Below are 22,078 nucleotides of genomic sequence, written 5' to 3'. Positions count from 1 at the left end.
AGAGCAAGGTGTTTCATATTTTTTGACTGCAGCGTACAACTAGCACGTGAGGATCAAAAAATATGGGTCATGCCTCCATATTGCAGTTACGCCTATTAAAAAGCTATACGTTCAATAAGAGTACCAATAACCTTATCATGAATATCCAATGACTTGGAAAAGCAGATTGTCTTACGTGCAAGCCTCTTGCATCTCGTTCTAAGGTTCAAGTTACTTCGTTCTATCCGTTGAGTGTATTTTTTACTGATAATATGCTTTTTAGGGTCTAATAACCTAGCATAACTCCCCCATCCATCTGTATAGTAAAAAGTCACCTTGAAATTCTCTAGTTTTTTCAGTAATGATTCTAATGTGCTATCACATCTTGTACCAAACGTATAAGCAACTACTTTTAACGAAATCTTATCCAAGGCATACCAAAGCCATCGTTGTCTGGATTTATTCTGTACATAAGACCATTGTTCATCTATCTCAGGAGCAATAATTACTTCTGTTGTACTGATAGAATGATTTATTGTTTTTTAATACTAGATTTTTTTAAAACACGGATAACTGTATTGATACCCACTTTTAATACTCTTACTGTATCTCTAACTCCAGAGCCGTTGATTGACATTTCTACTATTTGCTCCTTAACTCCAGGCTTAGATGCATTATTAATATACTCCAATTGAAAATATCGATTACACCGCTTGCATTGATATCTCTGTTGTTTTGAAATTGAATATCCTGACTTTATTACTTCTTCTGTGTTGTTACAATATCTACACTTAACATCTATTTTTGCCATAACTCCTTAACTATAATTCTCTCTTATTACTGTTTGAGGATTATAGACTATTTACTCTAAACTGCAATACGGAGGCACGACCAAAATATGAAACAACGACGCCAATCTTTCAAATTAAACGAGTATATTATAAACCTCCTCAAAAGCCTCTATAAAAACCTTTATATCACTTACCGTATTAGTATGGCTTAAAGATACCCTAATCGAAGATTTGGCCTCTTTTTCACTCATACCCATATTGGTTAATACATGCGATTTAGATATTTTTCCTGATGAGCAAGCAGAACCAGAGCTTACGCAAATATTACGTAAATCAAAACCTATTAATTTCACTTGTGCATCTGTATTTTGTACAGTAAATAAAGTAGTATTAGGTAACCTAGCTACGTTATTACTAACAATATTTACGTTTGGATATTCTTTTAATTTTTTCTCTAATATTTCTTGTAAACTTTTGATTTTTATATAATTCTCTATTATATTTTTTCTCATTAATTCAGCCGCTAAACCAAAACCTGCAATTGCTATAATATTCTCTGTACCTGAACGCGCATTTTTTTCTTGTCCACCACCTATAATTATCGGAGTAAGCTGAAAGCGAGAAGTAGAAATTAAAGCAGCTCCTCCCTGCCCACCTCCTATTTTATGTCCTGAGATTGTAGCAAAATCTAATCCTAACTCTTTGATATTTATAGATATTCTGCCAAAACCTTGCACTAAATCACTATGAAATTTTGCATCATATTTTTTAGCTATTTCACTTATTTTGGTTATATCTTGCAGCACCCCGCTTTCATTATTAGCCATAATTATAGATACTAATTTTTTTGTAGCACTACTTTGTGACAATAATTCTTCTAGATGCTCTAGATCAAGCAAACCTTGGTTATCAACTTTTATAACTTTAATATTTGGAGCGTAGTTTATATGGTTATAGATCGATAAATGTTCAATAGCCGATATGAAAATATCACCGTCATAAAAATTTTTCATTATTAAATTATTACTTTCAGTTCCGGAAGAAGTAAAAGTAATATCATATTTTCCCGCAAATAATGATATACCAAGAGCTGCAGCTAATTGAAAACGCGCTTCTTCTACAATATTCTTAGCAAATACACCTGATCTATGTATTGATGAAGGGTTAAGCTCCTTGTCCATCAAACTTATTATGAATTCCTTAACTCTAGGATTGATAGAAGTAGTAGCATTATGGTCTAAATATATCATATATTTAAATAATACTTAGCTCTAAAGCATCTTTAATTGAGATATTTTCAAAATAATCTCTAATATGGGTCATGCCTCCATATTGCAGTTATGCCTATTAAAAAACTATACGCTCAATAAGAGTACCAATAACCTTATCATGAATATCCAATGACTTGGAAAAGCAGATTGTCTTACGTGCAAGCCTCTTGCATCTCGTTCTAAGGTTCAAGTTACTTCGTTCTATCCGTTGAGTGTATTTTTTACTGATAATATGCTTTTTAGGGTCTAATAACCTAGCATAACTCCCCCATCCATCTGTATAGTAAAAAGTCACCTTGAAATTCTCTAGTTTTTTCAGTAATGATTCTAATGTGCTATCACATCTTGTACCAAACGTATAAGCAACTACTTTTAACGAAATCTTATCCAAGGCATACCAAAGCCATCGTTGTATGGATTTATTCTGTACATAAGACCATTGTTCATCTATCTCAGGAGCAATAATTACTTCTGTTGTACTGATAGAATGATTTATTGTTTTTTAATACTAGATTTTTTTAAAACACGGATAACTGTATTGATACCCACTTTTAATACTCTTACTGTATCTCTAACTCCAGAGCCGTTGATTGACATTTCTACTATTTGCTCCTTAACTCCAGGCTTAGATGCATTATTAATATACTCCAATTGAAAATATCGATTACACCGCTTGCATTGATATCTCTGTTGTTTTGAAATTGAATATCCTGACTTTATTACTTCTTCTGTGTTGTTACAATATCTACACTTAACATCTATTTTTGCCATAACTCCTTAACTATAATTCTCTCTTATTACTGTTTGAGGATTATAGACTATTTACTCTAAACTGCAATACGGAGGCACGACCCAAGTATTGCCATTACGGCATATCTTCCTTTCGTCGTCAGCATCATATAACCAGCCTATTAAAACTTAAAATTGTTTTATATCTACAATACCCAAGTAATTTAGTCAAGTATATAATTATATTATTTAATAAAAAATTAGCTTGTTAATATAAACTAAAATTTAATTGCGTAGAATCTGTTAGAAGTGAGAAAGAGAGAATATTATAAATAAGCGATTAATACAGCATTAACTAGGGATATTGTTGCATGGTTCGGTTTTCATTCCGCGAGCTTGTAGCGGGATCCAGTTAAAAATACTAAAATTATTAGTATTTTTTATTGTTTTTATGGACCTAGTTAGCAAGCGAACTAGGTGACGCAGTAGGTTTTACCGGTCTACGCAACAATGCCTCCTCGCAATGACGACCTGGGTATCCACGCAACAATGCCTCTCGGGAATGACATCATTATTTACCCACGCCCTCTATTTGTTATTCTATTTCTAGCTTTAGGTTTTGAAGAAGCAGCAATATTTTTTAAATTAGCTTGATAATTTTTATTTTTTTCCATTCTATTTTCTCTTAGTTTTTCATGCTTGGTTTTAACGCTTTTTCCAAAACCTACTTTGGTTTCCATATCTTTTATAAAATCAGTAACAAATATTCGTGGATGTCCTTGAATATCGATTTGACAATTTTTATCTAAAGCACTGGGCATAGTTTCTTGTATTTTTTTACAGCACGGTACATATCTAAAGCTTCAGGTTGATAATGACCGCTATTATTACTAAGATAATCAATTTTTCCTCTATCATTTATACTTATAACTCCTGCTGCTTCCGCAGGCTTTCCGCTTAAAAATGAACCATGAACAAGATTTTTAGTATTTGGCAAATATTGATTTTTATGAGTACCCATATAAATTACTCCACCCTTTCCCATTATAAATGCTTGAACATTATTCATGCTTTTACTTTCTTTACCAATAGTAGAAGCTACTTTACCGTTAGAATCAAGTAATTTCTGAGAGGGGGTATCATAGAATAGTCGATGATTTTTTTGTTCCTCAGGTCCCATACGCAATATTTCAAATTCATGCCCATCCCATATTTGTTTACCTTGGGCTATTTCTTGAAGATGATGTTCCGCAAGTTTTGGATTCGGATGAACTACTTTAACTCTTACAGAATCTACCATCGCATCGTTTAATTTTCTTAACTCATGTTCCGGTATTAAAGCAACCCTAAATTTATTTATTAATCTATTCCAATTATCTCGAGTTCTAGTTTTTGGATCTCTAAAAGGTGTATTAATATTTCTTCCGGCGTCTCCAACTAAATAAACTTTATTATCTTTTTGGACTAAGTTGTCTTTGTATAAAGGCTCTCCTTCTTGATTTATAAGTTGACCTTTTCTTTCAATAGCAGCTAATTGACCATCCTTATAAAGGATAATTTTTTCATTATTTAATCCAAGCTTTGAATTAATTTGTATTTTACCTTGATGATTTAAATTACCAATACCGATACCATCAATATCCGCAATTTGAATATCTCTATTTTTATCAACAAATTTTCTAATTTCTTCGGGATTATTAATAAATTGACCGTTATCCTTTAATATTCCTTGTATATCGCCGGTAGTATAAGTAAATTCTTCTTTGATTGTTTTTGTATCCTTTATAAGACCTACTGCAACGAAAATTTGTTGAAAGAAATTTAGATTTCTCTTTACTTCAACATTTTTCCTCCAGTAGCTTCTCTTGCATGAATTACCAATTGATCCGGCTTTAAGTAGCCGCTTTTATCATAAATATTAATTACTCTTCCTCTTATAAGATCTACTTCTGTTGCTTCTTTTTCTTGCGAAAATTCCTTAACTTGCGGCTCTTCTGCAAACCTTACTTTCTTTTTTTCTTTACCCATTTAAATTACCTAAATTTATAAGCAAATAATTTTAGGTTTCATTTTAACAATAAAAACTTTTATTTTTTAATAATAGGATATTTTTTTAGTAAATTGAGGATTTAAAATCACATATTATATAATAACCGATTTTTCTTATATATAACTCGACAGGCTCTTGTTAATTTGCCAAATAGCAACAAATACTAAGCAAGTTGTGAACATTTGTAGTAGCTGTAATAATATACTTAATTCCGGTATTAATATAATAATAACCGGTTGTAATATTATCGGGACTCCGTTTGAAAACATTACTAACCTTATAGAAGTTTGTATTGAAGTTTTAGTAGTAAGTAAATTAGCTAAGCTATATACTAACAACACTATAATACTTCTCTCTAATAAGAATGTTACAAACCAAAATAATATAATAGCCGGCATACCGAAATAAATAAATAAATTTGGTGCATATAATAAATTATCAGCAAAATATTTTTTTATTATTTCAGGAGTTAAAATTACTTCATTTTGTTTAAATATCTCAGAATAGTTAACGGTACTTGGGAAATTTTTCTTAGTATTGGCTACAATTAAATTTATCTTCAGCTTATTCTCTTCAAGTACAAACGGTATTTTGCTTTTTTCTTTATTAGAAACTTGATTTTTTGTATCAATGACAACTATTTTATTGTTATTCTTGCTATATAAATATATAGGCTCTACTTCTTCAACTGAAATTTTTGAATTATTATATTTAATTTCCGGTAATTGATTGATAATATATTCAATATTGTCTGTAACTTTTGATGATTGTATTCCGTTAAAATAATCTTTTAAAGTTATTATGTAATTTAATATAAAAATACAATAAATTATTGATGGGATAAAAGATAAGGTAAATAAATATCTTATTCCGTACCCTTGATAGTTTTTATATACGTCTTTATAAAACTCTATAGAGCTAATTGATAAACGTAATTGACGGAGTAAGGCATTTAATCCTCCTAATATAAATGATAATAAATACATGTATAAGTAATTTATTTAAATTTCTCACTCTCTTCCTTCTTTAATCCGGTTGAGGTTAGCTATTAAGTCAGTTCTTGCACAGGCTTTGATTAAATTTTTGGCTATATTAATTATGATTTAAGTATTTTTTCTATTTCTATTATATCATTTTGACCAAATTTGGTCAAAGTGTAGAATAAAATTAACTCTATTTTGTATGCCATTATAAAACACTAAAGGATATATGAAAGGAAATTTTTTGTTTTTTATTACTTTTATATGATATTCATAAATATTTAACATATACCTAAATAACCGAAAAGCCATATAATAGTGTGTGACACGAGGTTGTATCAAAGAGATGAATCTAAGGGTACGAAAAAGAGCTACCCTGACAATATGATGAAATACCGTTAAGCATAGGGAAAATCTCGTGAGAGTAATTCCTTTCTGATAATCATGATAAAGATATCTGATCCTTATGCACGATTCTTAGGAGATGAGCAATTGCTGCTTACCTGATTTTGCATTTATTGGGTATCAGAAGAGATTAACATTAGATAATATTACTGTTTTCACCCTTTTCGTCCTGCACGTAAAGATCATTTTTTTATTCAATATATCATCACGGTTTGTATATAAAGATTCGATAAATAAAATAGAATCTTTTAAAGCTAGCTGCACCGCTAAATTATCCTTATCATATCTTTCTATAGCTTTAGGAAACACAAATTCTTTAAATTCTTTAAACACATTGGTAATCCTCCCATTTTTAATCGCAATAGAGAGTAGAGAGTTAAGTTGCGAGAGCTAATTTTTGTATTGGTGTTATACCGCCAATAGCCATATTAGGTCTTTCGTTATTATAAGACCAAAGCCATTGAGTTGCAAGATCCTGTGCTTCTTGTATATTAACTGTAATAGTTGAGATTTAATCTTACATTTAGTAAAATTAAGATAATATTAAATGGAGGATTAGAGATGAATCTAAATCAAAAAATAATAAAGCCAAAAATAGGATTACTAGAATTAGCTAGGAGTCTTGGTAGTATATCGTCAGCATATAAAGCTATGGGTTACAGTAGAGACAGTTATTATAGGTTTAAAGAGTTATATGAAACAGGAGGAGAAGAAGCATTATATGAGATTAGTCGGAAGAAGCCAATTATAGCGAATAGAGTTGATCCTGCCGTAGAGAGAGCAGTATTAGATATGGCAATAGAATACCCCGCTTATGGTCAGCTGCGAGTATCAAATGAGCTTAAAAAGACTGGTATTCTTGTATCACCTGGAGGAGTTAGATCTATTTGGCTACGTAATGATTTAAATAATATCAATAAAAGACTTAAAGCATTAGAAGCCAAAATGGCTCAGGATGGTATTGTTCTTACCGAAGCTCAGTTACAAGTATTAGAGAAACGGCGTAGCGAGAAAGAAGCTCATGGTGAGATTGATACACAGCATCCAGGTTATCTAGGATGCCAAGACACATATTATGTAGGTAATTTTAAAGGCATAGGCAAGGTATATTCTCAAGTGTTTATTGATAGTTACACTCGGGTTGCAGAGGCTAAACTATATACTGATAAAACAGCACTTACCGCTGCTGACATGCTTAATGATAGAGTGTTACCATGGTATGAGAGTCAGCAAATACCAGTACTTCGTATTTTAACTGATAGAGGTGGTGAGTATAAAGGTAATATAGAACATCATGCTTTTGAATTGTTCTTAAGCATTGAGGGTATTGAGCATACTACTACTAAAGCATATTCTCCTCAAACAAATGGTATGTGTGAACGTTTTAATAAAACTATGAAACAAGAATTCTTTGATACTGCTATGCGTAAAAAGATCTATACTGATCTTGATGATCTACAACTAGATCTTGATATTTGGCTAGAATATTATAATAATGAAAGACCGCATTCCGGTAAATATTGCTATGGAAAAACACCTATGCAGACTTTTATGGATAGTAAAAAGTTAGCTGTTGAAAAGAATAACGAAATCTTATATCTTGAATACTCATCTGACAGTCATAACTTATCAGACATTCAGATATAATTTTTATAATGTCTGTAAGATTAAATCTTGACTTCTACACTCATCTGACAGTCATAACTTATCAGACATTCAGATATAATTTTTATAATGTCTGTAAGATTAAATCTTGACTTCTACAAATTATTTTTATACTCTAAGCGCTATATTGACTTTTTTTTAATCTCTACGCAACAATGCTTACGCGGGAATGACGATTCGGGTATCGCCATCTACTCTTTAAGAACTATATCTTTTATAATTAATTGAATAGTATAATTATCTTGCCAATTATTCGTTTTTAACGTTCCTATTGCGGCAATATTCTTTGCTTTAGGGCTTAATAGAACCTCTTCAAATGAAGTGCCTACCGAATTAAAAGCAATAGCAGATAAGGCTTTATTACCAAAGCCTCGCTTATTTGGAGCAAGCATACATTTAATATGTTTACTTCCAACGATATCCGCTTTTAATACAAATAAATCATCGAATTTAAATATAGGCTCATGATTTCCTTGACCGAAAGGCTCTAAAGTATTTAATTCCTCCATTAAAGGGAAATTCACACCATTAACCGTTAAATCAATATCATATTCCGCATGCTTATAATTTTCTAGTTTATTTATACTAATTCTAAAAGCATTATTAAAAAAATTCTGCAATTCTTGTAATTTTTCAGCAGTTACGGTAAAACCTGCCGCCATAGCATGACCTCCGCCTGCTATTAGCAAATCTTTGCTTTTAGCATTGATAATCTCAGTACCGAAATCAATACCTAAAATAGAACGGCATGAAGCTTTACCAATCCCGTCATTTAAAGCCACAACCGCTACCGGCTTATCAAACTTTTCTTTTAATCTGCCGGCAACGATTCCTATAACGCCTGGATGCCATCCTTCTTTTACGATAAATAATAAACTACTATCTTGTTGAGTTAAAGCAATTTCTGTTGCCTCTTCTATCATTAATAACTCCATTACTTTACGCTCATTATTATGTTTTTCAAGTTCTTCAGCTAATTTACTTGCTTCATTAGGACAACTAGTAGATAGGATATTAGCTCCTAAACTTGCCTTTCCTACTCTACCGCCTGCATTGATACGTGGACCTAGAATAAAACTTAAATGATAACATTTCGGTATTTCATTAAGCCCTGCCATATCATATAATGTTTTAATACCGATGTTTTGTCTTTGTTGCATTACTTTCAAACCGCCAGCTACAAATGCGCGATTTAAGCCTGTTAATTTCATCATATCACAAACAGTGCCAAGAGCCACTAAATCTAGATACTTCATTAGGTTAGGCTGAAGCATTGTTTGCGTGAAATAATTTTGCTTCTTTAAATTCGATAATATTGCAGTTGCAAATAAGAAAGCAACTCCTACGGCTGCCAAATGTTTACATTCGCTTTTTTCATCAATACGATTTGGATTTACTATAGCTACTGCATCCGGTAATATTTCCGTAGCTATATGATGATCGATTACTATAACATCAAGGTTAAGGTCTTTTGCGTATTTTAAGGCTTCATGTGCCATAGCACCGCAATCAACCGTAATTAATAATTCTGTGCCGTTATCTTTAATTTTTTGCATAGCAAAAGGAGTCGGACCGTATCCTTCAGCTATACGATCAGGAACATAAATATCACATAGTATATTTAAATCTCTAAAGACGTTTTTAAGTAAAGCAGCTGAAGTAGCACCGTCTACATCATAATCGGCAAAGATACATATTTTTTGGTTATTTAAAATAGCTTTAACGGTTCTATCTACAGCCTTTTCCATATCGAGTAGATGAAAAGGATTAGGTAATAAATTTTTGATTTTCGGTATCAAAAAATTTTCTACTTCCTCTATATTATTTACTCTTAATGATACTATCCTAGCCAGTAAATCACTAATTTTGAAACTACGACATAACTCGGTGACTATATCTTCGTTAATCAGTTTCTGCTGCCAGATTTTACCGTTTATAGATGCTTGTGGTTTCATGTGTTTATTAGACCGTATTTTTGCTGTATATCGTCATTTCGAGCAGTCGTAGTACTTGTGTGGCAATCTCATGAAATAATAACAAACTCCTGAGATTGCTTCGTCAATTGCTACGCAATTTCCTTGCAATGACGACTTAGGTATCCACGCAACAATGCCTACTCACAATAACGTATACACTTATATCTCCGAAAGTTTCTTAGCCTCGTCATCTGCAATTAAAGCTTCAACAAACTCATCTAATTGTCCGTTTTTAACCACTTCGTCTATCTTATAAAGTGTTAAGTTTATTCTATGGTCGGATACTCTTCCCTGTGGGAAATTATAAGTACGTATCCGTTCCGAACGATCTCCCGAACCTACCTGCCCTCGTCTACTGTCGGCCCTTTCTTGTTCTTTTTTGCGGCGTTCTTCTTCATAAATTCTAGCACGTAGAATTTTTAACGCCTTTGCTTTATTTTTATGCTGTGACTTCTCATCTTGCAAGGCTACGGTAATACCGGTAGGGATATGAGTTATACGTACGGCAGAATCGGTAGTATTAACGTGCTGTCCACCAGCCCCTGAAGCTCTATAAGTATCAATTCTTAAGTCTTTATCTTCAATTTTAATATCTACCTCTTCAGCTTCAGGAAGTACTGCAACCGTTGCTGCCGAAGTGTGAATACGTCCTTGTGATTCCGTTTCTGGTACTCTCTGCACTCTATGAACGCCTGACTCAAATTTGAGCTTAGAGAATACATCTTTGCCTTTTATCGATGCCGATGCTTCTTTATAACCACCTATTCCCGTATCGGAAATTGCTAATATCTCGAAACGCCATCCTTTTAACTCGGCGTATCGTTGGTACATATTGAAAAGTACGGCAGCAAAAAGCGCGGCTTCTTCTCCGCCGCTTCCTGCTCTAACTTCAATAATAGCACTTTTACTATCCGCATCATCTTTCGGTAATAAAGCAATTTTTACGACTCTTTCAAGTTTTGGTAACGAATTTTCAAGGGTGTGTATTTCGTCTTCAATCATTTCTAAAGTTGCATTATCAAGTCCCACTTCTAGCTTAAAATTATTTGCTTCTTCAAGCTCAGATTTAGCTTTATTATATTCTTTAATTTTTGCTACAACATCTTCAAGTTCGGCATATTCTTTAGATGCCTTAACAAACTCGTCTCCCATAATGCCGGAAGATAGTTTTTTGCTTAAATTTTCATATTTATCTAAAATTTTTGCTAAATTATCTGAAAAACTCATGTTATTTTTGATTTATTTGGGGATGAGGTTAGTTTTAACGTCATTGCGAGGAAAGGCGGAGCCTTGACGCGGCAATCTCAGGAATTTTATACTGCTTCATGAGATTGCCACGCAGCCTATGGCTGCTCGCAATGATGGTTTGGGTATGCCTCCTCGCAATGACGACTTATATCAACATCAAAGCGGGGCTTTCTATAAACTTCTTAAATGCTGCCAAAAACTCAGCGCCGACTGCTCCGTCTACTACTCGGTGATCGGCAGAAAGAGTTACATCCATAATTGTTGCTATGGTTACTTGATCATTCTTGACTATAGCACGTTTTGCACTAGCTCCGACGCCCATTATACAACTTTGCGGTGGGTTAATTATAGCATTGAAATTCTTAATACCGTACATACCGAGGTTAGAAATGGTAAACCCTCCGCCCTGAAATTCTTCAGGGGTTAATTTATTATCTTTTGCTTTCTTTATTAATTCTTTCATTTCATGAGATAGCTCTATAATGTTTTTTTGATTAGCATTTTTAACTATCGGTGTAACAAGCCCGTTCTCAATCGCTACTGCTACCGAAATATCAACATTATTATAGTATCTAATAGCATCTTCTTGCCAGCTTGCATTTACACTTGGCACTTCTTGCAAAGCCTTTGCTACTGCTAAAATAATAAAATCATTGACCGAGATTCTTGATGATTTGTCTTCTGCAAAAGATTTGTTGATATCTTCTCTTATCTCTAACAATTTATCAACATTACATTCTATAGATAAATAAAAATGCGGGATAGTTTGCTTTGATTCAAGTAGACGCTTAGCTATAATCTTGCGAATATTATTATTTGGTACTAAACGATATTCTTCAGGATTTCTAGCAACTATCTTATTATAAACAGTGCTAGGAGTATATGATAAGATATCTTGTTTAACTATTCTACCATGAGGACCACTACCTTTTATATTCTCAAGTCTAACATTTCTCATTTTTGCAAATCTTTTTGCTAGTGGTGAGGCGAATATTTTACTATTTACAGCGTCATTCACCGCGCTTGACACAAGCGAATTTTGTGGAACTCGTCTGTGCTCACATACTAATGCGCGCTGTGCAGACTCGTCCTTAAATTCATCTTGTCTGAAGCTTTGTGAATTTAGCTGCCCCTGTTCTTCTACATTTATAGACAGTGATACAATATTATTTTTTGCAATAAACGCATCAATATCTGCTATGTCTTCCCCCTCTTCGCTTAACACCGCAATTAAAGAGTTAACAGGTACATTTTGACTACCTTGCGGAATAGTTATTTTAGAGAGTATCCCCCCATCTACTGCCTCTACTTCCATCGTTGCTTTATCAGTTTCAATTTCGGCAATTACTTCTCCGGGATTAACTTTATCCCCTTCTTTTTTTAACCACCTAGCTAGATTTCCTTCCGTCATAGTCGGAGATAAAGCAGGCATTAAAATTTTAATCGGCATAATCTGTTTAGATTTGATTTTTTTATTGTTGTTATTTAACGTCATTGCTCGCGCGTGGACCAATTTTTCCGTCATTCCCTCGCAAGGCGTTGTTGCGTGGAGATTAAAAAAAGTCAATATAGCGCTTAGAGTATAAAAATAATTAAATTTTATATAATTCTAAAAGCTATATTGAGCTTTCCCAAGGGCAATCATTTCATTTAATATATTTATCTTAGTAATTACTTCGTTTTTTCTTCCTTTCTCTGTTTTTTGTTGTAAGTTAAAGCCAAACGTTCGCTTCAACCTAAACATAAACGATTCAACCCTTGACCTTTGATGATAGCCGCTATTAATTTTCCATGCTTTTAAACCTTCATCAAAATTTTTATATTCTCTAATTCCTTTTATTACTTTATCTCTGTAAGCTAAATGTTCTTTCTCTACCTTGCTTTTATTCTTTAATTCATCTTGTGACTTAGATGTTCGTGCTGGGGGCATTAAATCTTGTACTCCCCAATCATATATTATCTTTCTAAACTCCTGCGTATCATAAGCTCCATCTGCTATAACGGTTTTAGCTTTGCCTGTTATCTCTTTGCTCATATCACCAACAACTTCACAGTCGTTTGTGTTACTATCCGTATAGGCTACAGATAGTACTTCCATACTATCTAAATCGACTGCTACATGTATCTTCTTCCACTGTTCTCTCTTACGATATAATCCATCCTTACCGTTATAATCCATCCTTACCGTATTTCCTTTGATGCCACCCACTGGTGCTATATACATTTACTCCGGTACTATCAAATACTATCTCTTTCCCTGAACCTTTCTCTTGTACTCCAATATTTTTTACTCGTAACTTTAGCTTACTAGCGATTCTTGATGCATGGGCATAATCCGGTATTCTTAAATCCTTACCCGCAAATATTTTGCTAAACATTCCTTCTGCAAATCCGCTTGTTGCTCGCCATGGCAATCTTAATAACAGCTTAATTGTTAGCAAATATTCATACATCTTGCTATTATATCTTCTCGCTCCTCCTTGCCTCTGTTCCCCTCCATAATATAACTCTTTTAAATATTCTTCACAAAATGTGAAAATTATTGTTCCTCTTTTCTTTAAACTTCTGTTATATTCTTTCCAGTTGCAAACTTTTTGTAGCTTTGACATACACACTTGTGGTTAAGTTTTTTGTCGATTTACTACTTTTCTTAGTTCGCAGCTACTTTTTTTATATCTACGCAACAAGGTCTTGCGAGGAGCCATAGGCGGCTGCGTGGCAATCCAGTTAAAAATTCTGTAAATCAAAATTTTTTATTGTTTTTTGATTGTCACGTCGCTTCGCTCCTCGTAATGACGACCTACGCAGACAACGCTCACTCGTAATATATTTTATTGTACCTTAATGTCAGGACTAACTATCATTATCATCTGCTTACCTTCCATTTTAGCATGCTGATCAATCTTAACGAGTCCTTCCAGTGCTACTTCTATACGTTTAAATAGTTCTTGACCAACTTCTTTGTGAAGAATCTCTCTACCTTTAAACCATAAAGAAATTTTTACTTTATCGCCGTCTTTTAAAAACTCTTTTATTTTTCTTAGTTTAGTTTCAAAATCACCTATACTAATATTAGGTTTAAATTTCATTTCTTTAAGTACGACAATTTTTTGCTTTTTGCGTGCTTCATGTAAACGCTTTTTGCTTTCATACTTAAACTTACCAAAATCTAGAATTTTACAGACAGGGGGTACAGCATTCGGTGATATCTCGACTAAGTCAAGGCTGGCTCTTTCCGCCATATCTAATGCTTCTCTAATATTTACGACGCCGTGCATCTCGCCGTTTTCGCCTACTAGACGAACTTCTCTAGCTCTGATTTCTCTATTAGCCTTAGGAAAATTATTTTTAGAAATAAAATCTCTCCGTATTATGTTTATAAATAAATATATATTGCATTTAACTTATTTTATTTAAAATTACAAGTAAATAAAATATTTTATCTTTAATTTTATTTAGAAAGTTTTAAAAAAAATTGAAACTACAAGACAAATTCCAAATATTAATAAACAGATTCGTGTTAATTTAGCGACTCTTTCCTGTATTTTCAAGTTGTTTAGGTCTATAGCATGCTTATGAGCTTGTTCTTTTTGTGCCATATGTATTAATTCCTGTAAAGTACCGGGATAAATACTCTCATACTCACTGATTAAATCAATTGGCGGTAATATATGTTCAAATTTTTTACGGTAAAAATTATTATCAGGCTCATTGACGCTAAAAGTCTTAGCATAACCTTTATTTAATCTATTATTTTTGTTAAAAAAACGTTTAGTCTCTTTCATATTCCTTTTTTATTTTTTGAAATGTATATAATATATTACTTTCAACTATTTTAAAATAATCAATTAATTGCGTTTCTTTTTTTTGCTGTTGTTTGGAGCTTTTCATATTTATTATATTCTTTAGCTCTGCATATACTAGTTTTATAAAACTTTGTTTCATTGATTATACTAAATTTATAAAATCTTTTTTTGGTATTAGCGGTTCGCCCCTAAAATTTATAGCATTATTAAATTTATTGCAACAGCTTATAAAATTTTTATCACATCCGGCAATAATTTTTACTTCCTCGGTATCTTTAGCATAATCCGGTATAATATCCTCTAATATAATCAAATCACAGAAATTACTTAGAACTTTACTGTTAAAATGATTTTCGCCGAATATAATTTAACCGCCGTTATAATAGCCGTTTTCTTTATCTAAATCTAGTATTCTTAAACTTTCCTTGAGCATTTCTTTAACCTTATATATGCCGCTATATAAAGCTTTATCTATTTTGCATTTACTATCTCCAAAAACTGCTCTACATGTTTTGCTATATCGATTAATTACAGTCTGATTATATTTTACTGTTTCGGGTTTTAAATATATTTAAAAGTTTAAATCGTATTTTGTATATAAAGTGCAATAATATGTCACGAAATGTTCAAAAAGCTTGTCAGTATATATTATTATTTTAACAATAGCATTATTTAAATCCATTACCGTCGTAATGCCGTTTTCTTCAAAAATACCTTCAATGACTAGGTCATGCCTCCATATTGCAGTTATGCCTATTAAAAAACTATACGCTCAATAAGAGTACCAATAACCTTATCATGAATATCCAATGACTTGGAAAAGCAGATTGTCTTACGTGCAAGCCTCTTGCATCTCGTTCTAAGGTTCAAGTTACTTCGTTCTATCCGTTGAGTGTATTTTTTACTGATAATATGCTTTTTAGGGTCTAATAACCTAGCATAACTCCCCCATCCATCTGTATAGTAAAAAGTCACCTTGAAATTCTCTAGTTTTTCAGTAATGATTCTAATGTGCTATCACATCTTGTACCAAACGTATAAGCAACTACTTTTAACGAAATCTTATCCAAGGCATACCAAAGCCATCGTTGTATGGATTTATTCTGTACATAAGACCATTGTTCATCTATCTCAGGAGCAATAATTACTTCTGTTGTACTGATAGAATGATTTATTGTTTTTTAATACTAGATTTTTTTAAAACACGGATAACTGTATTGATACCCACTTTTAATACTCTTACTGTATCTCTAACTCCAGAGCCGTTGATTGACATTTCTACTATTTGCTCCTTAACTCCAGGCTTAGATGCATTATTAATATACTCCAATTAAAAATATCGATTACACCGCTTGCATTGATATCTCTGTTGTTTTGAAATTGAATATCCTGACTTTATTACTTCTTCTGTGTTGTTACAATATCTACACTTAACATCTATTTTTGCCATAACTCCTTAACTATAATTCTCTCTTATTACTGTTTGAGGATTATAGACTATTTACTCTAAACTGCAATACGGAGGCACGACCGCTTTACCGATGATTACTAAATTAAAGGAGTTAGAATCGGAAAATGCACGGCTTAAAAAGATGTATGCTGAGGAAAGGCTAAGAGCTGATATATTAAAGGAAGTACTTGAAAAAAAGTTAGGAAGCCATCTCAAAGGCGGGAGATGGCTAAAATAATATCTGGAGAAAAAGATATTTCTATAAGGAGTGCATGCAAGATCTTTGGTGTCAGCGAAACATGCTATAGATATAAAAGGAAGCTATCATCTGAGGATGATATTATAGCAGGCCAGCTAATGCGTTTAGTAGGTGATCAAAAGAACTGAGGCCTTGGCCTCTGCTTTTTATATTTACGTAATATCAAAGGTTTTGGTTGGAATCATAAACGTGTATACAGGATATATAAGGAGCTAGCCCTTAATATGAGAATAAAGCCTAAGAAGAGATTACTTAGAGCAAAGCCTAAAAAGCTTATAGTGTCTAAAACAATAAATGATTGCTGGTCCATGGATTTTATGCACGATAGTTTAGAGAATGGTAGGAAATATCGTTTATTTAATGTGATTGATGACTTTAATAGAGAGAGCCTTGGTACTGAGACTGATTTTTTATTGTCAGCAGGAAGAGTTATCAGGTCACTAGATCAAATTATAGAATGGCGAGGTAAGCCAAAATCTATACGTTGTGATAATGGACCTGAATATATCAGTAAATTATTGAGCAAGTGGGCAAAAGAAAAGAATATCAAGTTATTATTCATTCAGCCAGGCATGCCTCAGCAAAATGCATATATTGAAAGATATAATAGAACTGTAAGATATGATTGGTTAAATCAGTATTTATTTGGTTTGTAATAGTTGAGATTTAATCTTACATTTAGTAAAATTAAGATAATATTAAATGGAGGATTAGAGATGAATCTAAATCAAAAAATAATAAAGCCAAAAATAGGATTACTAGAATTAGCTAGGAGTCTTGGTAGTATATCGTCAGCATATAAAGCTATGGGTTACAGTAGAGACAGTTATTATAGGTTTAAAGAGTTATATGAAACAGGAGGAGAAGAAGCATTATATGAGATTAGTCGGAAGAAGCCAATTATAGCGAATAGAGTTGATCCTGCCGTAGAGAGAGCAGTATTAGATATGGCAATAGAATACCCTGCTTATGGTCAGCTGCGAGTATCAAATGAGCTTAAAAAGACTGGTATTCTTGTATCACCTGGAGGAGTTAGATCTATTTGGCTACGTAATGATTTAAATAATATCAATAAAAGACTTAAAGCATTAGAAGCCAAAATGGCTCAGGATGGTATTGTTCTTACCGAAGCTCAGTTACAAGTATTAGAGAAACGGCGTAGCGAGAAAGAAGCTCATGGTGAGATTGATACACAGCATCCAGGTTATCTAGGATGCCAAGACACATATTATGTAGGTAATTTTAAAGGCATAGACAAGGTATATTCTCAAGTGTTTATTGATAGTTACACTCGGGTTGCAGAGGCTAAACTATATACTGATAAAACAGCACTTACCGCTGCTGACATGCTTAATGATAGAGTGTTACCATGGTATGAGAGTCAGCAAATACCAGTACTTCGTATTTTAACTGATAGAGGTGGTGAGTATAAAGGTAATATAGAACATCATGCTTTTGAATTGTTCTTAAGCATTGAGGGTATTGAGCATACTACTACTAAAGCATATTCTCCTCAAACAAATGGTATGTGTGAACGTTTTAATAAAACTATGAAACAAGAATTCTTTGATACTGCTATGCGTAAAAAGATCTATACTGATCTTGATGATCTACAACTAGATCTTGATATTTGGCTAGAATATTATAATAATGAAAGACCGCATTCCGGTAAATATTGCTATGGAAAAACACCTATGCAGACTTTTATGGATAGTAAAAAGTTAGCTGTTGAAAAGAATAACGAAATCTTATATCTTGAATACTCATCTGACAGTCATAACTTATCAGACATTCAGATATAATTTTTATAATGTCTGTAAGATTAAATCTTGACTTCTACATATAATCTGCTATATCTTTCCCTTTTTCATTAAAAAATTTCAAGAAATTTTTATCGGTAGATAACATTTCTAATGTTTTAGAAGTCACTTTATTATAGTCTGGTACGTCTTGCTTTAGCTCAATTGCAATTTCTTTAATGCTTTTAAGTACATTATCATTTTTAAAACATTCTTTTAATGTTGTAAGGCCCTTTTGATCTAGAAAATTACCTTCTTGAAATTCTCTAAACCCTGCTTTTGCTAAGATTTGCCCTATTTTTGGTAAATCATCTGCATGTTTTTTTAGAAAATCCCATATTTCAGATTTTTCAAGAACGGATTTTTGAAAGTTTGAATCAAGATATATAGCAGATGAGCTTGCAATTTTAACAAGATTATAACTATTTACGGGATTAGTTAAAGCAAACTTCGCGCCTTTTAATAATGCTCCTATGCTAACGGGTAATATTTTTTTCTTTGGAGATGCGAGGTCATAAATAAAGCTTGTAAATGCCTTATCTGCATCAGGAGAAGATAATGTCCTTTTAACAGTTTTATTAAAATTCTTTAATTTAATATCTTTAATGGAATTTGTAACTGCCATAAAAATAATGAAATGTATTTAATTACATAAACATTAAATTATCTTAAAATTGATTCAAAGAAATAAATTAAGAAATACTTAAATATTTTAATTTTTATTGCATAATATGATAATTAAATCAATTTGATCTAAGATTTATGGAGTTATCTGGGTATTTTTTTTATTTTTTGTAGGTAATGATTCATAAGTATGTGATTTATCGGGATTATTTACTATATGCACTTTACTATCTAAATTTGAAACTATATTTTTTGCTTCTTTTAAAACATTTAGTTTATTAATATTTTCAAACTCATTCTTAAAATTATCTTTTAACTGTTCATTGAAGATTTCTTTTGGTAAGTAAATTCCACCGGTAATAGTGCCTGCCCAAGTATATGCAGATTTAGAATTTAAAGTAGAGGCAATATTACTTGCTAACTTTTCTAGATTTTTTGGCTCTAAAAAATTATTTATATTATCAGGATTCTCTTTAGAATATTCAGAAACGATAGGTTTTAGCATCTGATTAATCATGTAAAAATCTTCACCTCTATTATCACCTTTATCAAAAAGTTTTTGTGATATTTTCTCGGTTAAAATATTTGCAAATAAATTACTCTTAATATCTTGTTTATTTGCAATATTTTCATATAAAGGGTTCAATATTTGTAATGGAGAATTTACATGATTTGTAATATGTTTATATTGATTTGTTTTAGGAGTAGCAAGGCTCTTAACCATATTCATAGGTAGCGAGTTTAGTTTTTCTATAATATAGTCTTTAACAACTTGATTTTCTTCGCATAATATATTTACCTGTTGAGCAAATTCTTTTTTACTAAGTAAATTTCTTTTTTCTTCGGCTTGTATTTGTAAAAATACTTTATCAATTGCCTTATCAATTAATTTTGCTTGTTGTTCTTTAATTAGTTCAGGTGCTAAAGGAGGAATGGCCTTATCAAGATTGTAAGTATCAGTCAGTAGCATTAAATTGTCAGGTAATTTAGTCTCTGCTAAATTAGTATTTTTAAAATTACAATCTTTTAAAGAAGTTACTTTAGTTAAATCTGCATTTTTTAATGATACGCTTGAGAAGTCAATATTAGATAAATTACCTACTAATATAGCTCCCTCTAAGCTGAATTTTCCATTTTGTATTTTATTTAAATTATTTCTAAGAGTAATTTCATCTATAGTTTTGTCTTTAAAATCTTGTGATGGACTAAATACATCTTTTACTTTTTCAGTAGCATAGCTAAAACCTGCTTTTATAATATTCGGCAATTGACCTTCAAAATAATTGGTTTTTTGAGCTAGATTATATATAGCACTAGCGGCTCCACGATAATTACTTTGTTCAACCTCTTCTATAATTTTAACTAATTCATTAGGATGGTTTAACATTGATGGAAGTACATTATATAATTCTTTCTTATCAAGGTTATTTATGCCCGGTATATCTTTTAAAGTTTTATCTAAAATACTTGCAAATATTTCTTTATTATCGTTTAAATATCTCTTAATCTCAGGATTATCTTTAGTTAAAGCTATTAACTCTTTTGCCATTCCCATATAATCACCTTTAATAAAATCTCGAAAAACCTTTGTTAATGACTCAGGTTTATCAAGTAATATAGGCATTATGCTCATTAGCTTTGTAATATCACTCGCTTCCAGACCGTAATTTATGAGTTGTTGTTTTATAGTTTGGCTATTTTTTTCATCTTGTTCTAAAACTCCTGTAATTAAATTATCAAATAGCCCTTCTTTACTTTGCTCTACTAATATATCTTTTAATTTAAATGAATGATCATTAAGTGCAGAGATTATATTACCGGTTAAACTCATATAATCACCTTTATTTAAGTCTGCAATAATCTCATGAGCAATTTCCGGTTTTGACATAACTTCGCCCACTATACTAAGCATTTGTTTATCAAAATTATATTCTTTGGTTATACTTTGTACGCTAGGAGTATTTTCAATAATACCTAAAGCAATATTTGGTAAGATTGTTTTATTATTAGCAAAAAAACTTTTTAATTTATCATCACCCACTACCATTTCTAAGGATTTTTCAAGAGATATCATTACACCTTGATTTGGAGCGTTAAGAGTATCAAAAATCTCTTTTGTCTCAGGAATTTTATTTAATAAAGTAGGAATAATATCTAAAATTTTAAGATCGATTTTGTAGCTTTCAAAATGTTCTTTTAAGAAAGGTTTAGCTTGTTCTTTTACTTCTGCTAAGAAACTTTCAATAATGAGTTGTTTTTCAGGAGATAACTTATTAAACCTTTTTAGAGTATTAGGATTGTTTATATTTTCAGCCAGTTCCTGCTTAAAATCAGGATGTTCATTAAATATTTTTAATAAATTTTTCTTTTCGGGTTTTTGTAATATATCATCAAAAGTTTTTATATAATCGCTTGGAAGTATTTCAGTTGCTCCGGTGCGTATATAATGCGTAATATCTTCGCTCTTTTCATTAAAGAATTTTTTAAAATTTGTATCGGTAACCAGCATATCTAAAGTTCTAGAAGTCACTTTATTCCAGTCCGGTAGCTCTTGCTTTACTTCAACTGCAATTTCTTGAAGTTTTTTAAGTACTTCTTCATTTTTAAAACATTCTTTTAGTATTTCGAGTCCCTTTTTATCTAAAGCACTCTTATCTTGAAATTCTCTAAAGCCCGCATTTGCTAAGATTTGACCTATTTTAGGCAAGTCATCTGAATGTTTTTTTAAAAATTCCCATATTGGAGATTTTTCAAGAAGTGATTTTTGAAATTCCGGATCAAGATATATATTAGAGGATTTAGCAAGCTTAACAAGATTATAACTATTTACAGGATTAGTTAAAACAAACCTTGCTCCGAGTAACATCGTTCTTAAGCTTATACTCTTTGAAGACGATAAGTCCTTAATTGCACTCTTTAGTGCTTTATTAGCTTTAGAAGAAGATAAAACTTTTTCTACAACTTTTTGATAGTTTTTATTATTCGTAATAGCCATAAAATTACTCGAAATTTTTAAATATTCTAAATCTATTTTAAAAAATTTTTA

General features: G+C 31.7%; 20 protein-coding genes and 3 pseudogenes. 3 read left to right on the top strand and 20 right to left on the bottom strand.

Translation table 11 applies throughout. From position 1 onward, the window contains the following. Positions 1-95: 95 nt before the first annotated feature. From AC0ODJ_RS05505 to AC0ODJ_RS05470, 8 genes are all read right to left on the bottom strand, one after another. Positions 96-790 (bottom strand): IS1 family transposase gene (locus tag AC0ODJ_RS05505; RefSeq protein WP_240466735.1). Its coding sequence is split into 2 segments (ribosomal slippage): positions 96-517 and positions 517-790, totalling 696 coding nucleotides; the frame shifts between segments, so codons are not numbered across the junction. 114 nt (positions 791-904) lie between these two features. Continuing rightward, the gene (locus tag AC0ODJ_RS05500; RefSeq protein WP_218459777.1) at positions 905-2,020 is read right to left on the bottom strand and encodes a cysteine desulfurase family protein; all 1,116 of its coding nucleotides are present in this window, start codon (positions 2,018-2,020) and stop codon (positions 905-907) included. A 97-nt stretch (positions 2,021-2,117) separates the two neighbouring features. After that, positions 2,118-2,812, bottom strand: a protein-coding gene (locus AC0ODJ_RS05495; RefSeq protein WP_474465273.1) for an IS1 family transposase whose coding sequence is annotated in 2 segments (ribosomal slippage) — positions 2,118-2,539 and positions 2,539-2,812 — 696 coding nt in all. Because the reading frame shifts where the segments join, the coding sequence is not laid out codon by codon here. Positions 2,813-3,345: 533 nt separating this feature from the next. Beyond that, positions 3,346-3,591 carry a hypothetical protein gene (locus AC0ODJ_RS05490; RefSeq protein ID WP_218460097.1) on the bottom strand — a complete coding sequence of 82 codons (246 nt, stop codon included), beginning with the start codon at positions 3,589-3,591 and terminating at the stop codon, positions 3,346-3,348. Further along, positions 3,576-4,070: a hypothetical protein gene (locus AC0ODJ_RS05485; RefSeq protein WP_256621184.1), complete on the bottom strand. Its 495-nt coding sequence runs from the start codon at positions 4,068-4,070 to the stop codon at positions 3,576-3,578. Before AC0ODJ_RS05485 ends, AC0ODJ_RS05490 begins: the two co-directional genes overlap by 16 nt. A gap of 533 nt (positions 4,071-4,603) precedes the next feature. Further along, the gene (locus tag AC0ODJ_RS05480; RefSeq protein ID WP_474465268.1) at positions 4,604-4,798 is read right to left on the bottom strand and encodes a hypothetical protein; all 195 of its coding nucleotides are present in this window, start codon (positions 4,796-4,798) and stop codon (positions 4,604-4,606) included. Positions 4,799-4,933: 135 nt separating this feature from the next. Continuing rightward, positions 4,934-5,806 carry a DUF1189 family protein gene (locus AC0ODJ_RS05475; protein ID WP_218460098.1) on the bottom strand — a complete coding sequence of 291 codons (873 nt, stop codon included), beginning with the start codon at positions 5,804-5,806 and terminating at the stop codon, positions 4,934-4,936. Between the two features lie 144 nt (positions 5,807-5,950). Next, positions 5,951-6,088: a hypothetical protein gene (locus tag AC0ODJ_RS05470; RefSeq protein WP_474465264.1), complete on the bottom strand. Its 138-nt coding sequence runs from the start codon at positions 6,086-6,088 to the stop codon at positions 5,951-5,953. A gap of 678 nt (positions 6,089-6,766) precedes the next feature. On the opposite strand from AC0ODJ_RS05470, the gene AC0ODJ_RS05465 reads away from it, so the two are divergent. Next, positions 6,767-7,852: an IS481 family transposase gene (locus AC0ODJ_RS05465; RefSeq protein ID WP_121834048.1), complete on the top strand. Its 1,086-nt coding sequence runs from the start codon at positions 6,767-6,769 to the stop codon at positions 7,850-7,852. A 209-nt stretch (positions 7,853-8,061) separates the two neighbouring features. On the opposite strand, the gene recJ is transcribed toward AC0ODJ_RS05465, so the two are convergent. The 10 genes and pseudogenes from recJ to AC0ODJ_RS05415 all read right to left on the bottom strand — a co-directional run bounded on the left by recJ (position 8,062) and on the right by AC0ODJ_RS05415 (position 16,350). Continuing rightward, positions 8,062-9,825 carry a single-stranded-DNA-specific exonuclease RecJ gene (gene recJ, locus AC0ODJ_RS05460; protein ID WP_218459884.1) on the bottom strand — a complete coding sequence of 588 codons (1,764 nt, stop codon included), beginning with the start codon at positions 9,823-9,825 and terminating at the stop codon, positions 8,062-8,064. A gap of 180 nt (positions 9,826-10,005) precedes the next feature. Next, the gene (prfA, locus tag AC0ODJ_RS05455) at positions 10,006-11,073 is read right to left on the bottom strand and encodes a peptide chain release factor 1 (RefSeq protein WP_474465260.1); all 1,068 of its coding nucleotides are present in this window, start codon (positions 11,071-11,073) and stop codon (positions 10,006-10,008) included. A gap of 166 nt (positions 11,074-11,239) precedes the next feature. Continuing rightward, the gene (locus tag AC0ODJ_RS05450) at positions 11,240-12,544 is read right to left on the bottom strand and encodes a pyruvate dehydrogenase complex dihydrolipoamide acetyltransferase (RefSeq protein WP_474465782.1); all 1,305 of its coding nucleotides are present in this window, start codon (positions 12,542-12,544) and stop codon (positions 11,240-11,242) included. Positions 12,545-12,703: 159 nt separating this feature from the next. Next, positions 12,704-13,273: a transposase gene (locus AC0ODJ_RS05445; RefSeq protein WP_474464397.1), complete on the bottom strand. Its 570-nt coding sequence runs from the start codon at positions 13,271-13,273 to the stop codon at positions 12,704-12,706. Continuing rightward, positions 13,263-13,703 (bottom strand): transposase, encoded by a 441-nt coding sequence (locus AC0ODJ_RS05440; protein ID WP_121843865.1) that lies wholly within the window; start codon positions 13,701-13,703, stop codon positions 13,263-13,265. Before AC0ODJ_RS05440 ends, AC0ODJ_RS05445 begins: the two co-directional genes overlap by 11 nt. Before the next feature lie 222 nt (positions 13,704-13,925). Further along, positions 13,926-14,414: a translation initiation factor IF-3 gene (infC, locus tag AC0ODJ_RS05435; RefSeq protein WP_474465779.1), complete on the bottom strand. Its 489-nt coding sequence runs from the start codon at positions 14,412-14,414 to the stop codon at positions 13,926-13,928. A gap of 135 nt (positions 14,415-14,549) precedes the next feature. After that, entirely contained in the window at positions 14,550-14,879 is a 330-nt protein-coding gene (locus AC0ODJ_RS05430; protein WP_218460092.1) for a DUF2335 domain-containing protein, read from the bottom strand. Further along, positions 14,866-15,039: a hypothetical protein gene (locus tag AC0ODJ_RS05425; RefSeq protein WP_008580225.1), complete on the bottom strand. Its 174-nt coding sequence runs from the start codon at positions 15,037-15,039 to the stop codon at positions 14,866-14,868. The genes AC0ODJ_RS05430 and AC0ODJ_RS05425 overlap by 14 nt, the downstream gene beginning before the upstream one ends. Positions 15,040-15,042: 3 nt before the next feature. Then, positions 15,043-15,213, bottom strand: coding sequence for a phage BR0599 family protein (locus AC0ODJ_RS05420; RefSeq protein WP_218460090.1), 171 nt, complete (start codon positions 15,211-15,213; stop codon positions 15,043-15,045). Positions 15,214-15,656: 443 nt separating this feature from the next. Next, positions 15,657-16,350 (bottom strand): annotated as a pseudogene (locus AC0ODJ_RS05415) (IS1 family transposase). 64 nt (positions 16,351-16,414) lie between these two features. On the opposite strand from AC0ODJ_RS05415, the pseudogene AC0ODJ_RS05410 reads away from it, so the two are divergent. Both AC0ODJ_RS05410 and AC0ODJ_RS05405 read left to right on the top strand, forming a co-directional pair. Continuing rightward, a pseudogene (locus AC0ODJ_RS05410) lies at positions 16,415-17,256 on the top strand (IS3 family transposase); the annotation flags it as partial. A 69-nt stretch (positions 17,257-17,325) separates the two neighbouring features. Further along, the gene (locus tag AC0ODJ_RS05405; protein WP_474465620.1) at positions 17,326-18,411 is read left to right on the top strand and encodes an IS481 family transposase; all 1,086 of its coding nucleotides are present in this window, start codon (positions 17,326-17,328) and stop codon (positions 18,409-18,411) included. 37 nt (positions 18,412-18,448) lie between these two features. Here the strand turns inward: AC0ODJ_RS05405 and AC0ODJ_RS05400 are convergent. Further along, positions 18,449-19,033: pseudogene (locus tag AC0ODJ_RS05400) on the bottom strand (pentapeptide repeat-containing protein); the annotation flags it as partial. A gap of 135 nt (positions 19,034-19,168) precedes the next feature. Continuing rightward, positions 19,169-22,027 carry a pentapeptide repeat-containing protein gene (locus AC0ODJ_RS05395; RefSeq protein ID WP_474465254.1) on the bottom strand — a complete coding sequence of 953 codons (2,859 nt, stop codon included), beginning with the start codon at positions 22,025-22,027 and terminating at the stop codon, positions 19,169-19,171. Between the last annotated feature and the right edge of the window lie 51 nt (positions 22,028-22,078).

It is taken from the genome of Rickettsia senegalensis, from assembly GCF_056135685.1.
This window is presented reverse-complemented; position numbering and strand designations above follow the sequence as displayed.